Genomic DNA, 18126 nt, shown 5'->3' on the forward strand with positions numbered 1-18126 from the left:
ATCGCTTCACCACTGCCAAATCCACCTCAGTCATGAGCGCTGCGCATCAACTTCCCGCGTCGAGCTTCATCCACGCCAACGAAATCCGCTCACGCTTTTCGCGCGCCATGTCGGCCATGTACCGCGAAGAAGTGCCCCAGTACGGCACCCTGGTTGAGCTGGTGGCCGACATCAACGCGCGCACGCTGGACGCTCAGCCCGCGCTGCGCGCGCAGATGGCGCAGTCGGGCGAACTGGAGCGGCTGGATATCGAGCGCCACGGCGCCATTCGCGTCGGCACGGCCGCCGAGCTGGCCACGCTGCGTCGGCTGTTTGCCGTCATGGGCATGGAACCGGTGGGTTACTACGATCTGTCGGTGGCCGGCGTGCCCGTGCATTCGACGGCGTTTCGCCCGGTGACCGATGCCGCGTTGCTGGCCAACCCGTTTCGTGTGTTCACCTCGCTGCTGCGGCTTGAGCTGATTGCGGACGCCGCCCTGCGCGAGAAGGCCGCTGCCATCCTGGCGCGCCGGCAGATCTTTACCCCGCGCGTGCTCGAATTGATTGCCCAATGCGAAGCCGACGGCGGCTTGGCCGACGCAGATGCCGACGCGTTCGTACGCGAGGCGCTGGAGACCTTCCGCTGGCACAGCACCGCCACGGTCGACGCCGGGACGTATCGCGCGCTGCAAGCCGCTCACCGTCTTGTGGCCGACGTGGTGTGCTTCCGCGGCCCCCACATCAACCACCTGACACCGCGCACGCTCGACATCGACGCCGCACAGGCCGCCATGCCCACACGCGGCATGGATGCCAAGGATGTGGTGGAAGGCCCGCCGCGCCGCGACTGCCCCATCCTGCTGCGCCAGACCAGCTTCAAGGCGCTGCAGGAAGCGGTGCGCTTTACCGACGATGCAGGCGCCCACACGGCACGCTTTGGCGAAATCGAGCAGCGCGGCGTGGCCCTCACGCGCAAGGGCCGCGCGCTGTATGACCAACTGCTGGCGGAGGTGCGCAGCATGGGCAATGCCGGCAGTGCCGCACCCAACTACGGAAGCCGGTTGGCCCAGGCGTTCCGCGCCTTTCCCGACAGCCATGACGCGCTGCGCGCACAAGGCCTAGCGTTCTATCGCTACACGCTTACGCCGTCGGGCCATGCACAGGCCGACGCAGCCGCGGCAGCCGATGCGTCGTTGGATGAACTCCTCGCCAAGGGCTGGGTGCAGGCCGACCCCATCACGTATGAAGATTTCTTGCCAGTGAGCGCGGCGGGCATCTTCCAGTCCAACCTGGGCGGTGAGGAGCAGAAGCAGTATCAGGCCCACGCCGCGCAGCAGGCCTTCGAGACCGCGCTGGGCGCACGCGTGCATGACGAAATCGCGCTGTACGAGGCAGCGCAGCAGCGCTCCATCGATCAGGTGCGCGCCGTGCTGCGCGGCACGCCCGTGGTGGATGCCGCATGACCGGCCCGCACACGCCAGCCGCCATGCCGGGCTTTGCCGCCCCGTTCGCGAACCCTGCCGGCTCGCCCATCCGTGAACTGTTTCCGTACCTCAGCCAGCCGGGGATGATCTCGCTGGCGGGCGGTTATCCGTCGCCCAGCCTGTTCGACGCTGAAGGCCTCGCGCACGCCGCCGGCCAAGCCATGACGGGCGATACGCAGGCCTTGCAGTACGGCGCGACTGAAGGGCTGCCGGTCCTCCGCACAGCCCTCGCTGCGCTGATGGACGCGCGCGGCATCCAGGCCAGCGCCGAGCAGATGATGGTGACCACAGGCTCGCAGCAAGCCTTCGACCTGTTGGTGCGGGTGTTGATCGAACCCGGCGATACGGTGCTGGTGGAAGTGCCGGCCTACCCTGCCACGCTGCAAGCCTTGCGCCTGGCGCAGGCCCGCATCGTGCCCGTACCGATGGACGAACACGGCCTGCAGACCGACGCACTGGCCGGCCTGCTGAATCAACTGCCTGCCACGCAGCGCCCCAAGCTGCTCTACACCGTACCGAATTTTTCCAACCCGCGCGGCACGCTGCTCGCCGCCCAGCGGCGCGAAGCCCTGGTGCAGCTGGCCTGCGCGCACGGCTTCTGGGTGGTGGAAGACGATCCCTACGGCGAGCTGCGCTTCGATGCGGCGGAGGGCAACGACGCCGCCATGCCACCCACGCTGCGCGCGGTGGGCGATCGGCAGGCCGTGGGCGGCACGAACCCGGTGGTGTATCTCTCCAGCCTTTCCAAGACCGTCGCACCTGCGTTGCGGATCGGCTGGATGCTGGCCGACAGCGGCCTCTTGCGCCGCTGCGCCATCGCCAAGCAGACGGTGGATCTGTGTACGTCTCCGCTGGCGCAGACGGTGGCAGCGCGCTATCTGGAAAGCGGCCGCTATCCGGCCACGGTGCGACGCACACGCGTCGAATATCAGCGGCGCATGCAGGCTCTGGTGCAAGGCATCGCCACGCAGCTGGATGGCCGAGTCTGGTGCGCCGCGCCCGCGGGCGGCATGTTTGTCTGGGCCACGTTCGCGCCGTCAATCGACCCGCAAGCGCTCTTTGATGCCGCCGTATCGCAGCAGGTGCTGTATGTGCCCGGCAAGGCGTTCTACCCGGACAACGCGCAGCTCAACACCATGCGCCTGTCGTTTGCCGCGCCCGAGGTGCCGCAGATCGAACAGGCCGTGCAGCGGCTGGCGGCCGCCGTGGCGCTGGCCATGCGTTGACGCCTCCTCAGACAGACACCATCTTCATCGCGTAGCCATGACGCCCGACAACCTGATTCCGGCCTTGCGCGACATCGTGGGGGCCGCCAACGTTCTGACCGGCGACGACTGCGCCGAATACGAATCCGATTGGCGCCAGCGCGTGCGCCGCAAGGCGCTGTGCGTGGTGCGGCCCGGCTGCACGGCCGACGCCGCTGCGGTCGTGCGCGCGTGCGCACAAGCCGGTGTGTCTATCGTGCCGCAGGGTGGCAATACGGGCCTGGTGGAAGGCTCGGTGCCCGATGCCAGCGGCGGGCAAATCATCCTGAGCCTGCGCCGCATGCAGACCGTGCGCGCCATCGACGCCGCCAACATGACGATGACGGTGGACGCCGGTTGCGTGCTCCAGTCGCTGCAGGACGTGGCAAGCGAGGCCGGGATGCTGTTCCCGTTGAGCCTGGGTGCGGAAGGGAGTTGCACCATCGGCGGCAACCTGGCGACCAATGCGGGCGGCACGCAGGTGCTGCGCTATGGCAATGCGCGCGAGCTGTGCCTGGGGCTGGAAGTCGTGCTGGCCGATGGGCAAATCTGGGAGAGCCTGCACGGCCTGCGCAAGGACAACACCGGTTACGACCTGCGCAATCTGTTCATCGGCAGCGAGGGCACGCTGGGCATCATCACGGCGGCCACGCTACGGCTGTATCCGCAACCGGCCGCGCAATTGACGGCGTGGGCCGCGGTGCCTTCGCTGCAAGCCGCCACGGCATTGCTGGCGTTGTCGCACCGGCATCTGTCTGCGGCGCTCACGGGCTTTGAGGTGATGAGTCAGGAAGGGCTCAGGCTGGTCGACACGCACTATCCGCATCTGCGCGTGCCGATGTGGCGCGAAACGATGTGGTGCGTGCTGCTGGAAGCGTCCGACAGTGAATCCGAAGCGCATGCCCGTGCGCAGTTTGAGCACCTGCTCGAAACCGCGATGGAAGACGGCATCGTGACCGACGCGATCATTGCCGAAAACATCCGGCAAGCGCACGACCTGTGGCACATCCGCGAAAGCATCACCCTGGCCCAGGCCGCCGAAGGGCCCAACATCAAGCACGATGTGTCGGTGCCGATCTCGCGCATCCCCGAGTTCGTGGCGCAGACCGATGCGCAACTGCAGGCGCTCGCGCCCGGGCTGCGGCTCATCAACTTCGGGCATCTGGGCGACGGCAACCTGCACTACAACGTACAGCCGCCGGTTGGGGTGGACGCTGCGGCGTTCGTTGCCGCGCATGAGGCTGCGATTGGCGATGCGGTGTACCAGTCTGTCCACCGCTTTGGCGGTTCGATCTCGGCCGAGCATGGCATCGGCGCGCTCAAGCGCGATCACCTTCCACACTACAAGGCGCCTGTGGCCCTGCAGTTGATGCAGACGATCAAGCAGGCACTCGACCCGCAATATCTGCTGAACCCGGGGCGAGTGCTCGAACGGCCGCCGGGTCAGATGGCGCGATAGGTATCGCTCACGGCCATTGATTGCATGGGGCGGCGCAGCGTTGGATCGAACGGATTGATCTGCGTGGTCAGCCGATTGGCCTCGCGCAGCAGCATGTCGTACACGATGGGCAGGCGATCTGCGCTCAGGCGGTTGGCGAGCGTACCCACGGATAGCGCGGCGACGACGTTGCCGTTGCGATCGAACACCGGCACGGCAATACCGGCCATGCCTTCGAGCAGCCCGTCCGTCTTGGCGCTGTAGCCGCGCTCGCGTGCTTTCCTGACCTCGGAGCGCAGATAGACCTCGTCGTACACGCTGTAGTGCCGGATGCGCGGCAGGTTGTAGCGCAGCACTTCCTCCTGCTCGGCGTCGGGCAGGTGGGCGAGGATCACCAGCGCGCCCTGGCCCACACCGAGTTCGATCCGCCCGCCCACATCGCCCGTGAAGGTGCGAATCGGGTATTGGCCTTCCACGCGGTCCAGGCACACCGCATCGAAGCCGGAGCGCACCAGCAGCAGCACCGTGTCGCCCAGGCTGGCATTCAACCGCAGCAGGGCCGGCCGGGCGACGGAGCGCAAGTCGTTCACCGCGCCCGCCTGGGCCGCCAGACAGAAGAAATCCAGGCTCAGGCGGTACAGCTTGTTCTGCTGATCCTGCTCGACCATGCCCTCCTGCGTCAGCCCCTGCAGCAGGCGGTGCGTGGTGGCGGGAGTCATTCCCAGCGTCTTGGCCAGGTAGGTGACGCGCACACCTTGGTGCTGCTGCTCCGCCATGGTGCGCAGGATCTGGAAGGTGCGGTGCATGGCGCTGCGCTGATGCGCATCGTCGTCGGAATCTATGGACATAAAGCTGGAATGGACTGAATTTGGTTGATCGATTGTATTCCGATGGACGGAATAAATACGATAAAAATTCCAACTACAGCGTATACACCTAGGCGAAATCGAAGTTTTGGCACACCTGTTGCAATAGCATATCCATATTGTTCAATTGGAAGAGTCTGGCGACGCCCCCAGTCGCAAAGGATCACCGATGAGTTTTCTGCGCCTGAACCATGTCTCCAAGCAGTACGGCGACCTCCGGGTCGTCCAGGACTTCAACCTGAACGTGCACAAGGGCGAATTCGTCTCGCTGCTGGGCCCGTCGGGCTGCGGCAAGACGACGACGCTGCAGATGATTGCGGGCTTTGCAGAGGTGACCGAGGGCTCGATCGAGCTGGACGGCAAGGACATCACCCGTGCGAAAGCCAACGCGCGCGGCCTGGGGATCGTGTTCCAGACTTACGCGCTGTTCCCGCACATGACGGTGCGTGAAAACGTTGAATTCGGGCTGGAGATGCGCAAGTGCCCCGCAGCAGAGCGCCGCGAGCGCGCCCTGCAGACGTTGGCGCTCGTGCATCTGGACAAACATATCGATCGCTACCCGCGCGAGCTGTCGGGCGGCCAGCGGCAGCGCGTGGCCCTCGCGCGGGCGCTGGTCATCAAGCCGCCGGTGCTGCTGCTGGACGAGCCCCTGTCGAACCTGGACGCCAAGCTGCGCGAAGAGATGCAGTTCGAACTGCGTGAAATCCAGCGCAAGGTCGGCACGACCACCATCATGGTCACCCACGACCAGGCCGAAGCCATGTCGATCAGCGACCGCGTGGTCGTCATGGAAGCAGGCCGCATCACGCAGGTGGATACGCCGCTGGCGGTGTATGAGCATCCGAGCAATGCATTCATCTCCACCTTTGTCGGCAAGGCCAATCTGCTGCATGCAGCGGTGGAGTCGGGCGCCAATGGCGAACTTCGCGCATCGGTCGGTTCCGTGCACCTGACTCTGCCGCCGGGCACACCCGTGAGCAGCAAGGTCGTGCTGGCGCTGCGTCCCGAAAAGATGACGTGCACCGCCGACGGCACGGGCCGCTGCGAAGGCCGCGTGACCGAGCGCTTCTTCCTCGGCAACCAGTGGATGTACACCGTCGACACGCCGCTTGGCGCGATGCTGGTATCCGCCGTGAACGATGGCGACGCCCCGCGCGAAGTGGGCCAGACCGTGGGCGTGGATTGGCAAGACCGCTATGTGCGCGTGATCGGCACCGAGGGTAACGCAGCATGAGCCGCAGACCGATCTGGGTGCCGTGGAGCATGACCGGCCCGGCGCTGGCGCTCTTCAGTGTGATGTTGTTCGTGCCGCTCGCGCTGAGCGTGATTTTGTCGTTCAACGCGTTCGACGCCGACAAAGGCCCCATTGCGGGCACCTTCACGTTCGCGCACTACCTGCACGTGGTGCAAGACCCGTACTACTACGAAATCTTCTGGCGCACGCTGCGCGTCTCGGCGCTCGTGACGCTGATCTGCATTCTGGTCGGCGCGCCCGAGGCCTACATCCTGAGCCGGATGCGCAAACCCTGGCGTTCGATCTTTCTGCTCATCATCCTCGCGCCGCTGCTGATCTCGGTCGTGGTGCGCGCATTCGGCTGGAGCATGCTGCTCGGCCCCGAAGGCTTGATCAACGCGGCGTTCAAGGCCGTTGGCATCGGCCAGGTCAAGCTGCTGTACAACGAGACAGCCGTGGTGATTGCACTGGTGCACGTAATGCTGCCGTTCATGGTGATTCCGGTGTGGACGTCACTGCAAAAGCTCGACCCGTGGGTGGAAAACGCCGCGCTGTCGTTGTCCGCATCGCACTTCACGACGTTGCGCCGCGTGGTGCTGCCGCAGGTCATGCCGGGCATTCTGTCGGGCAGCCTGATCGTGTTCGGCCTGGCGGCCAGCTCTTTCGCCATTCCGGGGCTCCTTGGCGGGCGCCGCGTGAAGATGGTCGCCACGCTCATCTACGACGAATACCTGAACGAACTGAACTGGCCGCTGGGCGCAGCCATCGCGCTGATCCTGCTGGCGGCCAACCTCGTCATCATGCTGGGTTGGAACCGCATGATCGAAGGCCGCTACAAGAAGACGTTGGGCTGAAGGAGCGCACATGCAAAAGAACGGACCGCTCGCGCTCATCTTCAACGCGCTCGTCATCACCTTCATGCTGGCACCGCTGGTGATCGTGTGCATCGTCGCCTTCACGCCCGAAGAAACGCTCACGCTGCCCACCAGTCATTTCTCGCTGCGCTGGTTCGACCAGGTGCTGCATCACCCCGACTTCGTGCAGTCGTTCTGGAACAGCCTCTGGCTGGGCCTGGCGGCGGCCACGCTGTCGACCGCACTCGCGGTGCCGGCAGCCATGGCCATCGTGCGCTACCGCGCGCCGGGGCTGCAGTATCTGCAAGGCGTGTTCCTGTCGCCGCTGATCATTCCGCACCTCGTGCTGGGCGTGGCGCTGTTGCGCATGTTCTCGCTGGTGGGCGGGCAAGGCAGCTTCGGCTGGCTGATCTTCGCGCACGCACTGATCGTCACGCCGTACACGATGCGGCTGGTGATGGCGGCGCTGGTGGGCTTTGACCACTCGGTCGAGCACGCCGCCTATTCGCTGGGCGCAAGCAGCTTCACGGTGTTCCGCCGCATGACGCTGCCGATGATCCTGCCGGGCATCACGGGCGGCTGGCTGCTGGCCTTCATCAACAGCTTTGATGAACTGACGATGTCGATCTTCGTGGTGTCGCCCGCCACCGTCACGCTGCCGGTGCGCATGTACATGTACGCCACGGAATCGCTCGACCCGATGATGGCCGCCGTCTCGGCGCTGATCGTCTTCCTCACGCTCGCGCTGATGCTGCTGCTGGACAAGGTCTACGGCCTGGACCGGATTCTGATCGGCAAGCATTGAGATACAGATCACGATGAATGCTCCTGCAAACCGCTCTGCCCGCGCGCAGCTCCAGCGCCTCAAAGAGCGCAATCGCCCCACAGTGGCCTTCGTGCTGGACGGCCAGCCCGCTGAAGCCCTTGCCGGGGACACCGTCCTCACGGCCGTGCTCACGCACATACGCCAGTTGCGCATCAATGAATTCAGCCAGCAGCCGCGCGCGGGTTTCTGCCTGATGGGCGCATGCCAGGACTGCTGGGTGCGCCTGGCCGACGGCAAATCGCTGCGCGCCTGCCAGACCATGATCGAACCAGGCATGCACATCTGCACGCAACCGGCCGGTAACGAGGGAGCCGCGTGATGACGCAACCCGCCCCCACGCTGCAGCGGCAGTCGCAAGCGGATCTGCCGCCCGTCATCATCGGTGCCGGGCCGGCAGGTGTGCGTGCGGCGCAGACGCTGTTGGCGCACGGCCTCAAACCCATCGTGCTGGATGAAGCGCCGCGCTCGGGCGGCCAGATCTATCGCCGCCAGCCGGATGGCTTCGCCAGGAGTGCCGCAGATTTGTATGGCACCGAAGCCGAACGTGCGCAAGACATACACGCCACCTTCGACCGCCTCCAGCCGCAGATCGACTACCACCCGCAGACCCTGGTCTGGAATGCCCAGCCGGATCTGCTCGACCTGCTGCATGTGCCAACGCGCGCAGTGAGCAGCCTGCCCTGGCGCGATGTGATCGTCGCTACCGGCGCCACCGACCGCGTGCTGCCAATCCCGGGTTGGACGCTGCCCGGCGTCTATACGCTGGGCGGTGCGCAAGTCGCGCTCAAATACCAGGGCTGTGCGATTGGCGATGCCGTGGTGTTTGCCGGCACCGGCCCGCTGCTGTATCTGGTGGCCTGCCAATACGCCAAGGCCGGCGCGAATGTCGTGGCGGTGCTCGATACGGCGCCGGCTTCCGCGCGCTACAAGGCAGCGCCGGCCATGTTGGGCCAGCCTGCCGTCATGGCCAAGGGGATGGCGCTGGTGGGCTGGCTCAAGCTGCACGGCATCCCCATGCATCACGGCGTGCGACTGCTGCGCGCCGAAGGCGATGCGGCGGTCGAGCAGCTCGTGTGGAACGACAGCGCCGGTCGCGAGCAGCACACCGCATGCTCCGCGGTGGGCATGGGCTACGCGCTGCGGCCCGAAACACAACTCGCCGATCTGCTGGGCTGCGCATTCGAGTTTTCTGCGCTGCACCGCTGCCATGTGCCGCGCATCGACGCCATGCGGCGCAGCTCCGTCGCGGGCGTCTATCTGGCAGGCGATGGCGGGGGCATCATGGGTGCCGACGCAGCCGAGTACTCCGGCGAACTGGCCGCGCTCGCCCTGTTGCAGGATCGGCAAATCACCGTCGATGCGGATCGCTTGGACGCGCTGCGCCAGCGCCTGCAGAAGATCGAGCGGTTCCGCCACGCGCTGGAAGTTGCCTTCCCCTTTCCCGATGACTGGGCCGCGCACGCCAGCGACGACCTGGTGGTGTGCCGCTGCGAAAACGTCACCGCCGGCACCCTGCGCCAGACAGCCGCCGAATGCGGCGTGCATGAACTGAACCGCCTGAAGGCGCTGTGCAGGGTCGGCATGGGCCGCTGCCAGGGCCGGATGTGCGGCGCGTCGGCAGCCGAAATCCTGGCGCACGCGCAGTCCGTGCCGCTGGCACAGGTGGGGCGACTGCGCGGTCAGGCACCGATCAAGCCGCTGCCATTGGATGTGACCGAGCTGATCGAACCGGAGAGCCACCATGCGTGAGCAGCTTGCATGCGACGTGGCCATCATCGGCGGCGGCATCATGGGCAGCGCCACGGCGCTGTTCCTGCGGCGGCGCGGGCTGGCCGTCACCTTGCTCGAACGCGACCTGTGCGGCTCGCGCTCCAGCGGCGTCAATTTTGGCGGTGTGCGGCGCCAGGGGCGCTCCATCGAGCAATTGCCGTTGGCCCAACGTTCGCACCAGATCTGGGGACGCCTGACCGAGCTGATCGGCACCGAAGCCGAGTACGAGCGCAGCGGGCACTTCAAGATCGCCCGCAGCGTGGCCGACATGGAATCGCTGGCGAGCTACGCAGCACGCAGCGAGGGCTACGGCCTCGGCTTGCAGCTCATCGAGGGCCGGGCCGCGCTGCAGAAAGTGTTTCCGATGGGCGGCGAACAGATCGTCGGCGGCTCGCTGTGCCCGGAAGACGGACAAGCCAATCCGCGCCTGCTGTCGCCTGCATTCGCCCGCGTCGCGCAGGCTGCCGGCGCCGATGTGCGAGAGCACGCGCCGGTGCAATCGGTCGAGCACGATGGCACGCGCTTCGTCATCCATGCTCGTCAACATGACCGCGATCTGGAGGTCAAAGCCTCTGCGCTCGTCAACTGCGCCGGAGCGTGGGCCGCCCAGTTTGCCGCGCAATGGGGTGAGCCCGTACCGATGTTCACCATCCCGCCCACCATGGGCGTGACCGAGCCGCTGCCGTTCTTCCTGCCCTGGAGCCTGGGCGTGGAAGGCGGCGGCATCTACTGCCGCCAGGTTCGGCGCGGCAATGTGGTGTTCGGCGGCGGGCGCGGCTACGTGCTGGATGACCAGCGCGCACGCTCGTCGCACGTGGCGATCCTGCGCCAGTTGCCGCAATTGGCAGCCCTGCTGCCGCAACTCACGGGCGCCCACATCATCCGCACCTGGAGCGGCACCGAAGGCAACCTGCCTGACGACGAGCCCGTGATTGGCCCCAGTGCCCGCCGCCCCGGCCTGTTCCACGCGTTCGGCTTTGCCGGTGCCGGCTTCCAGCTCGGCCCCGGCGTGGGCGATGTCATGGCCGAACTGATTGCCGAGGGCCGCACTTCCACGCCGATCGAGCCCTTTTCCATCCAACGCTTTCTGCCACCCGCAGCTTGATGCACTTGATGCCCCAGGAGACCACCATGCTTGTGAAACACGCGAAAACATCGTTCACGTCCATCATTGCTGCGGCTGCCGGAACCGCGCTGCTCGCCGCCGGTGCCGCCCACGCGGAAACCAAGACGCTGTACATCGGCATGAACGGCGGCAACATGGAACGCACCTACACGCAGTTCGTGTTCCCGCCGTTCGAGAAGGCCAACAACGTCAAGGTCGTCGTCGTGCCCGGCACCTCGACCGACATCCTCGCCAAGGCGCAAGCCACCAAAGGCACGGCACAGATGCACGTGATGACGCTGGACGACGGTGTCATGTTCCGCGCGATCGGCATGGGGCTGTGCGAAAAGCTCAAGCCATCGGCCAACCTGTCGGCTGTGCCCGCCATTGCGCACCTCAAGGGTGACTACGCCGTCGGCTTGTCGATGGGCCTGACGGGCCTCGCCTACAGCACCAAGATCTTTGCCGACAAAGGCTGGACGCCGCCCACTTCGTGGGGCGATCTGGCTGACCCGAAATACAAGGGCAAGGTGGTCGTGCAATCCATGCCGGCTTCGTCGTTCGGGCTGGATGCTTTCCTGATGTTCAATCGCATGAAGGGCGGCACGGAAAAGAACGTCGACCCGGCCTTCAAGGCATGGCCGACCACCATCGGCCCGAACGTGGTCGAGTACATCCCCAACTCGTCGAAGGTGGTGGAGATGATGCAGGCCGGCGATGCGGCGCTGTTCCCGTACACGCTCACGCAGGTGGAACTGATGAAATCCAAGGGCATCCCGATGGAATTCGTCGCGCCCAAGGAAGGCGCCGTCGTTCTGCTCACAGCGCAGTGCGTGCTGGCCAACAATCCGGATGCCGATCTGGCGCAGAAGCTGGCGGACTACCTGATCAGCCCCGAAGCCCAGGCGCTCGCCATGGAAAACGGCTCCTACAATCCAGTCAACCCCAAGGCCCCGCTCAAGGGCAAGGCGGCAGAAGAGCAGAACAAGATGAACACCATCCTGAAGACGGCCGTTGCGCTGGACTGGGACGTGATCAACGCCGAGCGCCCCGAGTGGAGCAAGCGCTGGAACCGCATCGTCGAGCGTTGAGCCTTACGCACCACCGCATCGCAACAGTTTTTCGATTGAACACGAGAGAAGAGCAAGGATTCACGCCATGTCAGATTCCCGAACACGATTGCAGACCGTACTGAAGTCCCTCGGCCTGGACCTGAAGGCCTATGAAGGCACGGACTGGACGAGCCGCGCCCCGCGCGATGGCACGGTATTGGCGACCGTGAAATCACACACCGCCACCGAGGCCGAGGCGGCCATCCAGAGCGCGCATCTGGCGTATCTGGCATGGCGCATCGTGCCGGCACCCGTGCGCGGCGAACTCGTGCGCCGCTTGGGCGAAGTCCTGCGCACGCACAAGGCGGCGCTGGGCGAACTGGTCTCGCTGGAAGCCGGCAAGATCACCTCCGAAGGCCTGGGCGAAGTGCAGGAGATGATCGACATCTGCGACTTTGCTGTCGGCCTGTCGCGGCAACTGCATGGCCTGACCATCGCCAGCGAGCGCCCCGGGCACCGGATGATGGAGACGTGGCATCCGATGGGCGTGGTGGGCATCATTTCGGCGTTCAACTTCCCGGTGGCGGTGTGGTCGTGGAACGCCGCGCTCGCCCTGGTGTGCGGCAACGCCATCGTGTGGAAGCCGTCGGAGAAAACGCCGCTCACCGCCATCGCTTGTCAGCACCTGATGCAGCAGGTAGTCGACGCGTTCAATGCAGAGAAGCCGGGCGCCATTCCTGCCGGACTGAGCCAACTGCTGATTGGCGGGCGCGACGTGGGCGAAGCGCTGGTGGCCAGCCACCTGGTGCCCGTGGTCAGCGCCACGGGCTCGACGCGCATGGGCCGCCAAGTGGGCGTGAAGGTGGCAGAGCGCTTCGGCCGCTCGATCCTGGAACTGGGCGGCAACAACGCGATGATCGTCACGCCGTCGGCGGATCTGGAACTGGCGGCGCGCGCCATTACGTTTGCCGCCGTCGGCACTGCAGGCCAACGCTGCACCTCGCTGCGACGTTTGATCGTGCACCGCTCGGTGGCCGATACGCTGCTGGCTCGCCTGGAAAAGATCTACCAGAGCATCGCCATTGGCGACCCGCTGGCTGACGGCACGCTGGTCGGCCCGTTGATCGACCAGGCCGCCTTCGACGGCATGCAGCAGGCGCTCGCGCAGGCCCGCGCCGAAGGTGGCGAAGTGCTGGGCGGCGAGCGCGTACGCGAAGACCTCGGCGCCGACGCCTGGTACGTCCGTCCTGCGCTGGTCAAGATGGCGAAGCCGACCAAGGTGATGGAAACCGAGACCTTCGCGCCGATCCTCTATGTCGTGACGTACGACGGCGACACCGAGCAGGCCATCGCGATCCAGAACGGCGTGCCGCAGGGCCTGTCGTCTGCGATCTTCACGGCAAACCTGAGCGATGCCGAGCGCTTCATGTCGTCGGCGGGCAGCGACTGCGGTATCGCCAACGTCAACATCGGCACCTCGGGCGCCGAGATTGGCGGCGCATTCGGCGGCGAGAAGGAAACCGGCGGCGGCCGGGAATCCGGCTCGGACGCATGGAAGGGCTACATGCGCCGCGCCACGAATACCGTCAACTACAGCGGCGCGCTGCCGCTGGCGCAGGGCGTTCGGTTCGACGTTTGATCGCGCTCGATCGACGTGATCATCAGGCGGCGGCGCGGAATGCTCTGCCGCCCTGATGGTGAGCGCGCGCTCAGCGCGCCACGCCACCCACGTCGGTGATCGCGCTGTAGACCAGCGTGCGCAATTGCCGCCGCACAGGGTAGGCAGACGAAGGCAGCACCTGCGTCAGGAAAAGCCCGATCAAATCCTCCTGCGGATCCACCCAGAAGAAGGTGCCGGCCGCGCCGCCCCAGAAGAAATCGCCCGTGCTGCCGGGAATCAAAGTAGCGGCTTGCGAGATCGTGGTCGCGAACCCCAGTCCGAATCCGACGCCGTCATACGCGGCCTCGCTGAACATCGAATGTGACGACAGGCTCGACATGTCGCGCCCGCCCGGGAGGTGGTTGGCGGTCATCAGCGACAGCGTTTTCGGCCCCAGCAGGCGCACGCCATCCAGCTCGCCGCCCTGCAGCAGCATGCGCGAAAAACGCAGGTAGTCTGCTGCCGTGGAAACCAAGCCGCCACCGCCCGAAATGAAGCTGGGCGGCTTCAAGTAAAGACTGGTGCGGGGATCGTCCTGCAAGACCGGCCCATGATCGGACACCGCCTTCGAGCCCAGCGCCCCCACGGCATAGCACGCGCAGAAGCGCGACGCCTTCTCCTCCGGCACATGGAAGGCCGTGTCGACCATGCCCAGCGGATCAAAAATCCGCTCCTTCAGGAACGTCTCGAACGGCATGCCGCTGATCTTGCCGACCAGGTAGCCCAGCACATCGGTGGAAACGGAGTAGTTCCACGCGTCGCCCGGCGAGAACTCCAGCGGCACGCCGGCCAGCTTCTCGATCATCTCGTCGAGCGTGCCAGCGGTAGCGATATCGCCCAGTTTCAGCCGTCGATACGCTGCGTCGACATTCGTGTTCTGGTGAAAACCGTAGGTCAGGCCGGAGGTGTGGCGCAGCAGGTCGACCATGCGCATGGGGCGCTTGACCGGATGGGACTGGAAGCCCTCCATGAAGCCGCCGGCGTGCACGCCCAGGTTTGCCCACGCGGGGATGAATTTGCTGACCGGATCGTCCAGCGCGACCTTGCATTCCTCCACCAGCATCATGAACGCCACCGACGTGATCGGCTTCGTCATGGAGTAGATGCGGAAGATCGAATCTTCGGCCAGCGGCACCTGGCGCTCGCGGTCGGCCAGGCCCAGCACGGAGTTCAAGGCCAGCTCGCCCCGCCGCCACACCTGGACCAGCGCGCCGGGCAGCTTGCCGGTGGCAATGTAGGCGTCATCGATAAAGCGCTCGACCCGTTCGATCCGCTCGCGGGACATCCCCTGCGTTTGCGTGCCTTGCCTGTCCATGCTTTCTCCTTGCATTGATGCCCGCGCGAGGCGCAGGCGTACCAGACCCCGATCCGGCCTGCGCGGCATTCCGACGCGCGCAGACCTGCCCAGCGACACTGTACAGCGCTGATCTGTTGCCCGCGAGCGTGCCCTGCCGGCGCTTATGCTTCAATGCAGTTCGACCGCAACCCCGTCCCGATATGAAGCGCTTCGACGACCTGTACCTCTTCACGCGCGTGGTGGAAGCCGGCGGCTTTTCCGCAGCCGAACGCGCCACGGGCATCCCCAAGTCACGCCTGAGCCGTCGCATTGCCGAATTGGAGGTGCAGCTCGGCACGCGGCTGCTGCAGCGCTCAAGCCATCGTGTAGCCGTCACGCCGGTGGGCGAAGCGGTGTATCGGCATGCGCGCGATATGGCCGATGCGTCGGCAGCCATTGAAGCGCTGGCCGGGGCCGCGCGCAGCGAACCGGCCGGTGTGCTGCGCGTCGGCACGTCGCCGTTGCTGGCAGAAACGCTGGTCGCAGGCTGGCTGGCCGAGTTTGCCGATGCGCATCCGAAGCTGCGCATCGAGCTGGACTTGTCCAACACCTATGTCGACCTGATCGAGCAACGCATTGACGTGGCGATCCGCGCGGCCACGGGGCCGCTGCCCTCGCGCGATGTAATGGCGCGGCATCTGGTGGTCTCGCCGCGCGTGCTGGTGGCCAGCCCCGCGTTGATTGCCCGTGTGGGCGAGCCCGACACGCCCGCCGCGCTGGAAGATCTCCCCTGCCTGGGGCAAGGCTCGCTCACCCGCAGCCGCGATTGGGTGCTGCACGATGCGCGCGGCCATCGGCTGTCGCTGCCGATTCGGCCCCGATTTGCCAGCGACAACATCATCGCCCTGCGCGAAGCCGCCATCGCTGGCCTGGGCCTGACCATCCTGCCGCAGCATTGCTGCCATGCGGCGCTTGGCCGTGGCCAACTGCGCACGGTGCTGTCCGGCTGGACGCCCGAGCCGGCCGACCTGCATGCCCTCTATCCGTCGCGCGCAGGCGTGCCGCCTTCGGTGAAGGCGCTGGTGGCGTTCCTGCGCGAGCGCTTTGCGGCGGAAGCCACCATGCAACCGTTGAAGTGAAGCTGTACGTTACTTCACCACACGGCCAAGAAAATCGAGCATGCGTGCACCAATTTCGGCATGGTGCGTCTCCAGCGCAAAGTGGCCGCTGTCGACAAAGTGGATCTCCGCATCCGGCAGGTCGCGCTTGAAGGCTTCCGCGCCGGGCGGAATGAAAATGGTGTCATTGCGACCCCATGCCGCGAGCAGCGGCGGCCGATGCGCGCGGAAGTATGCGTGCAGCGCCGGATACAGCGCCACGTTGCTCGCGTAATCCAGGAACAGATCCATCTGGATATCGAGCTGGCCTGGACGGCTCAGGAAATATTGATCCAGCAGATAGCCATCCGGCGCCACGCGCGTCGGGTCCGGCACGCCATCCAGGTATTGCCACTGCGTCATCTCATCTGACACGAGCGCATGCAGCGCGCGGCGATGCGCTTCGTCCGGGTTGCTCCAATACGCCCTGATGGGCGCCCATGGCCCCTCGCCCAACCCTTCTTCGTAGCCGTTGCCGTTCTGCGTAACGATGGCGCTGATGCGCTCCGGATGCGCCATCGCCAGACGCCAGCCGACCGGCGCGCCGTAGTCGAATACGTAGATTGCATACCGCGACAGGCCCATCGCCTGCGTAAAGCCGTCGACCACATGCGCAAGGTTGTCGAACGTGTAGCGGAAACCGTTCGGCGCCCGCGTCAGGCCAAAGCCGGGAAAGTCCGGCGCCACCACGTGATAGCGCCCGGCCAACTGCGGAATCAGGTTGCGAAACATATGCGATGCGCTCGGAAAGCCGTGCAACAACAGCACGGTCGGCGCATCGGCGGGGCCCGCCTCCCGGTAGAACACGCGCACACCTTCAACATCCACCGTGCGGTGGCGCACAGCGGTGGCGGCATACGCATCGACAACGAAATCAGCGGCTCGGACAGGGGCGTTCATGTCAAGGTTCCGGATGGGTTTCGAGAAAAAGCAACGAAACCATCGTAACCACTTAAACAATATTTCTCAAGTTACATGAAATTTTCCCATTGCTCGCATGCCGATTTGTGATGTGAAACAAAACGGGCACGCCGTCTGGCGTGCCCGCGCGGGAAACGATGCAGCAGAAAAACTCAGGTGAGCCGCTCGAGCGCCTGGGCTGCGATGCGCCGTGTGATGACTTCCGCCGAGTCTTCCGTGGCCAGCCGCCCAGCCTGGCCCGACCACAGGTTGATGAAATCGCCCGAGCCGGTCGGCTCCGTCTTGGCGCGCAGCGGCGCCAATGCCCCGCCGGCCGTGGGGAAGGCCGGCGCAAACGTGCTCATGGGACCGATCTCGCGCATCAGCCGGTTGACGATGCCGCGCGCCGGCCGGCCGGTAAACAAATTGGTGAGCGCGGTGTCGGCATCCGTTGCCTGCTTGAGCGCCGCGCGATGAATGGCCGATGTCTTGGCCTCCGGCGACAGCATGTAGGCCGTACCGATCTGCACCGCCGATGCCCCCAGCGCCAACGCCGCCACCACGCCGCGCGCATCGCCAATGCCGCCCGCTGCGATGATCGGCACCTTCACCGCATCCGCCACTTGCGGCACCAGCGCGAACGTGCCGACCTGCGATTCGATCGTCTTGGCAAGGAACATGCCGCGATGGCCGCCTGCCTCGTTGCCCATGGCGATGATGGCGTCTACGCCGCGCGCTTCCAGCCAGCGCGCCTCTTCCACCGTGGTGGCAGCGGAGATGATCTTCGCCCCTGTGGCCTTCACGCGGGCCTGCAATTCCGGCGAGGGCAGGCCGAAGTGGAAGCTCACCACTTCCGGCTTCAATTCCTCCACCAGCGCGCAGGTCGCTTCGTCGAACGGCGCGCGGTTCACGGCTGGCGCTTGCGCATTCAAATCGATACCGAACTCGGCGTAGTACGGCGCCAGATGGGCACGCCATTTGGCATCGCGCTCGGGGTCCGGCTGCGGCGGCGTGTGACAGAAGAAGTTCAGGTTGATGGGGCCGCGCACGGCCGCCCGGAACTGCTCGACCTGCTGGCGGATCTGCTCGACGTTGAGCATCGCGCACGGCAGCGAACCGAGGCCCCCGCCCTGTGCCACGGCAATCGCCAGCTCCACGCCGGCCACGCCCGCCATCGGTCCCAACACGATGGGCACTTCGATGTTGAACAACTCCAGCACGCGTGCATCGGGCCATGCGCTCATGATCGTCTCCGGCGAGTTTCTTGGATGACACATGGTA

The 18126-nt window shown here is 65.7% G+C and carries 16 protein-coding genes; 12 read left to right on the forward strand and 4 right to left on the reverse strand.

Annotation, left to right across the window (positions count from 1 at the left end):
- Positions 1-32: 32 nt before the first annotated feature.
- The 3 genes from hglS to N5B55_RS22630 are packed head-to-tail and all read left to right on the forward strand — an operon-like array spanning position 33 to position 4166.
- Positions 33-1442 carry a 2-oxoadipate dioxygenase/decarboxylase HglS gene (hglS, locus tag N5B55_RS22620; RefSeq protein ID WP_304540137.1) on the forward strand — a complete coding sequence of 470 codons (1410 nt, stop codon included), beginning with the start codon at positions 33-35 and terminating at the stop codon, positions 1440-1442.
- Positions 1439-2689 carry an aminotransferase-like domain-containing protein gene (locus N5B55_RS22625; RefSeq protein WP_304540138.1) on the forward strand — a complete coding sequence of 417 codons (1251 nt, stop codon included), beginning with the start codon at positions 1439-1441 and terminating at the stop codon, positions 2687-2689. The genes hglS and N5B55_RS22625 overlap by 4 nt, the downstream gene beginning before the upstream one ends.
- A gap of 37 nt (positions 2690-2726) precedes the next feature.
- Complete coding sequence (locus tag N5B55_RS22630) at positions 2727-4166, forward strand: FAD-binding oxidoreductase (protein WP_304540139.1); 1440 nt, start codon at positions 2727-2729, stop codon at positions 4164-4166.
- Here the strand turns inward: N5B55_RS22630 and N5B55_RS22635 are convergent.
- On the reverse strand, positions 4151-4993 hold the full coding sequence (locus tag N5B55_RS22635; protein WP_304540140.1) for an IclR family transcriptional regulator: 843 nt from the start codon (positions 4991-4993) through the stop codon (positions 4151-4153). The genes N5B55_RS22630 and N5B55_RS22635 overlap by 16 nt on opposite strands.
- A 187-nt stretch (positions 4994-5180) precedes the next feature.
- Here N5B55_RS22635 and N5B55_RS22640 point away from each other — a divergent pair, with 187 nt between their 5' ends.
- The 8 genes from N5B55_RS22640 to amaB all read left to right on the forward strand — a co-directional run bounded on the left by N5B55_RS22640 (position 5181) and on the right by amaB (position 13491).
- The gene (locus tag N5B55_RS22640; RefSeq protein ID WP_304540141.1) at positions 5181-6245 is read left to right on the forward strand and encodes an ABC transporter ATP-binding protein; all 1065 of its coding nucleotides are present in this window, start codon (positions 5181-5183) and stop codon (positions 6243-6245) included.
- Complete coding sequence (locus N5B55_RS22645; RefSeq protein WP_304540142.1) at positions 6242-7099, forward strand: ABC transporter permease; 858 nt, start codon at positions 6242-6244, stop codon at positions 7097-7099. Before N5B55_RS22640 ends, N5B55_RS22645 begins: the two co-directional genes overlap by 4 nt.
- 10 nt (positions 7100-7109) lie before the next feature.
- Positions 7110-7904 carry an ABC transporter permease gene (locus N5B55_RS22650; RefSeq protein WP_092971010.1) on the forward strand — a complete coding sequence of 265 codons (795 nt, stop codon included), beginning with the start codon at positions 7110-7112 and terminating at the stop codon, positions 7902-7904.
- A gap of 13 nt (positions 7905-7917) precedes the next feature.
- Positions 7918-8244 (forward strand): (2Fe-2S)-binding protein, encoded by a 327-nt coding sequence (locus N5B55_RS22655; protein WP_304540143.1) that lies wholly within the window; start codon positions 7918-7920, stop codon positions 8242-8244.
- Positions 8244-9674, forward strand: a complete 1431-nt coding sequence (locus N5B55_RS22660; RefSeq protein ID WP_304540144.1) for an FAD/NAD(P)-dependent oxidoreductase — start codon at positions 8244-8246, stop codon at positions 9672-9674. Before N5B55_RS22655 ends, N5B55_RS22660 begins: the two co-directional genes overlap by 1 nt.
- Entirely contained in the window at positions 9667-10800 is a 1134-nt protein-coding gene (locus N5B55_RS22665; protein WP_304540145.1) for an NAD(P)/FAD-dependent oxidoreductase, read from the forward strand. The genes N5B55_RS22660 and N5B55_RS22665 overlap by 8 nt, the downstream gene beginning before the upstream one ends.
- 26 nt (positions 10801-10826) lie before the next feature.
- Entirely contained in the window at positions 10827-11891 is a 1065-nt protein-coding gene (locus N5B55_RS22670; RefSeq protein ID WP_304540146.1) for an ABC transporter substrate-binding protein, read from the forward strand.
- Between the two features lie 67 nt (positions 11892-11958).
- On the forward strand, positions 11959-13491 hold the full coding sequence (gene amaB / locus N5B55_RS22675; RefSeq protein WP_304540147.1) for an L-piperidine-6-carboxylate dehydrogenase: 1533 nt from the start codon (positions 11959-11961) through the stop codon (positions 13489-13491).
- A gap of 70 nt (positions 13492-13561) precedes the next feature.
- On the opposite strand, the gene N5B55_RS22680 is transcribed toward amaB, so the two are convergent.
- The gene (locus N5B55_RS22680; protein WP_304540148.1) at positions 13562-14827 is read right to left on the reverse strand and encodes a serine hydrolase domain-containing protein; all 1266 of its coding nucleotides are present in this window, start codon (positions 14825-14827) and stop codon (positions 13562-13564) included.
- A gap of 182 nt (positions 14828-15009) precedes the next feature.
- On the opposite strand from N5B55_RS22680, the gene N5B55_RS22685 reads away from it, so the two are divergent.
- Entirely contained in the window at positions 15010-15927 is a 918-nt protein-coding gene (locus N5B55_RS22685) for a LysR substrate-binding domain-containing protein (protein ID WP_304540149.1), read from the forward strand.
- Between the two features lie 9 nt (positions 15928-15936).
- Here the strand turns inward: N5B55_RS22685 and N5B55_RS22690 are convergent, their stop codons facing one another.
- Together N5B55_RS22690 and N5B55_RS22695 are read right to left on the reverse strand one after the other, a co-directional pair.
- Positions 15937-16845, reverse strand: a complete 909-nt coding sequence (locus N5B55_RS22690) for an alpha/beta fold hydrolase (protein ID WP_178961366.1) — start codon at positions 16843-16845, stop codon at positions 15937-15939.
- Positions 16846-17018: 173 nt separating this feature from the next.
- Entirely contained in the window at positions 17019-18089 is a 1071-nt protein-coding gene (locus tag N5B55_RS22695; RefSeq protein WP_065858458.1) for an NAD(P)H-dependent flavin oxidoreductase, read from the reverse strand.
- Positions 18090-18126 lie beyond the last annotated feature (37 nt).

The organism is Ralstonia pickettii, from assembly GCF_030582395.1.
GTDB lineage: Bacteria > Pseudomonadota > Gammaproteobacteria > Burkholderiales > Burkholderiaceae > Ralstonia > Ralstonia pickettii_D.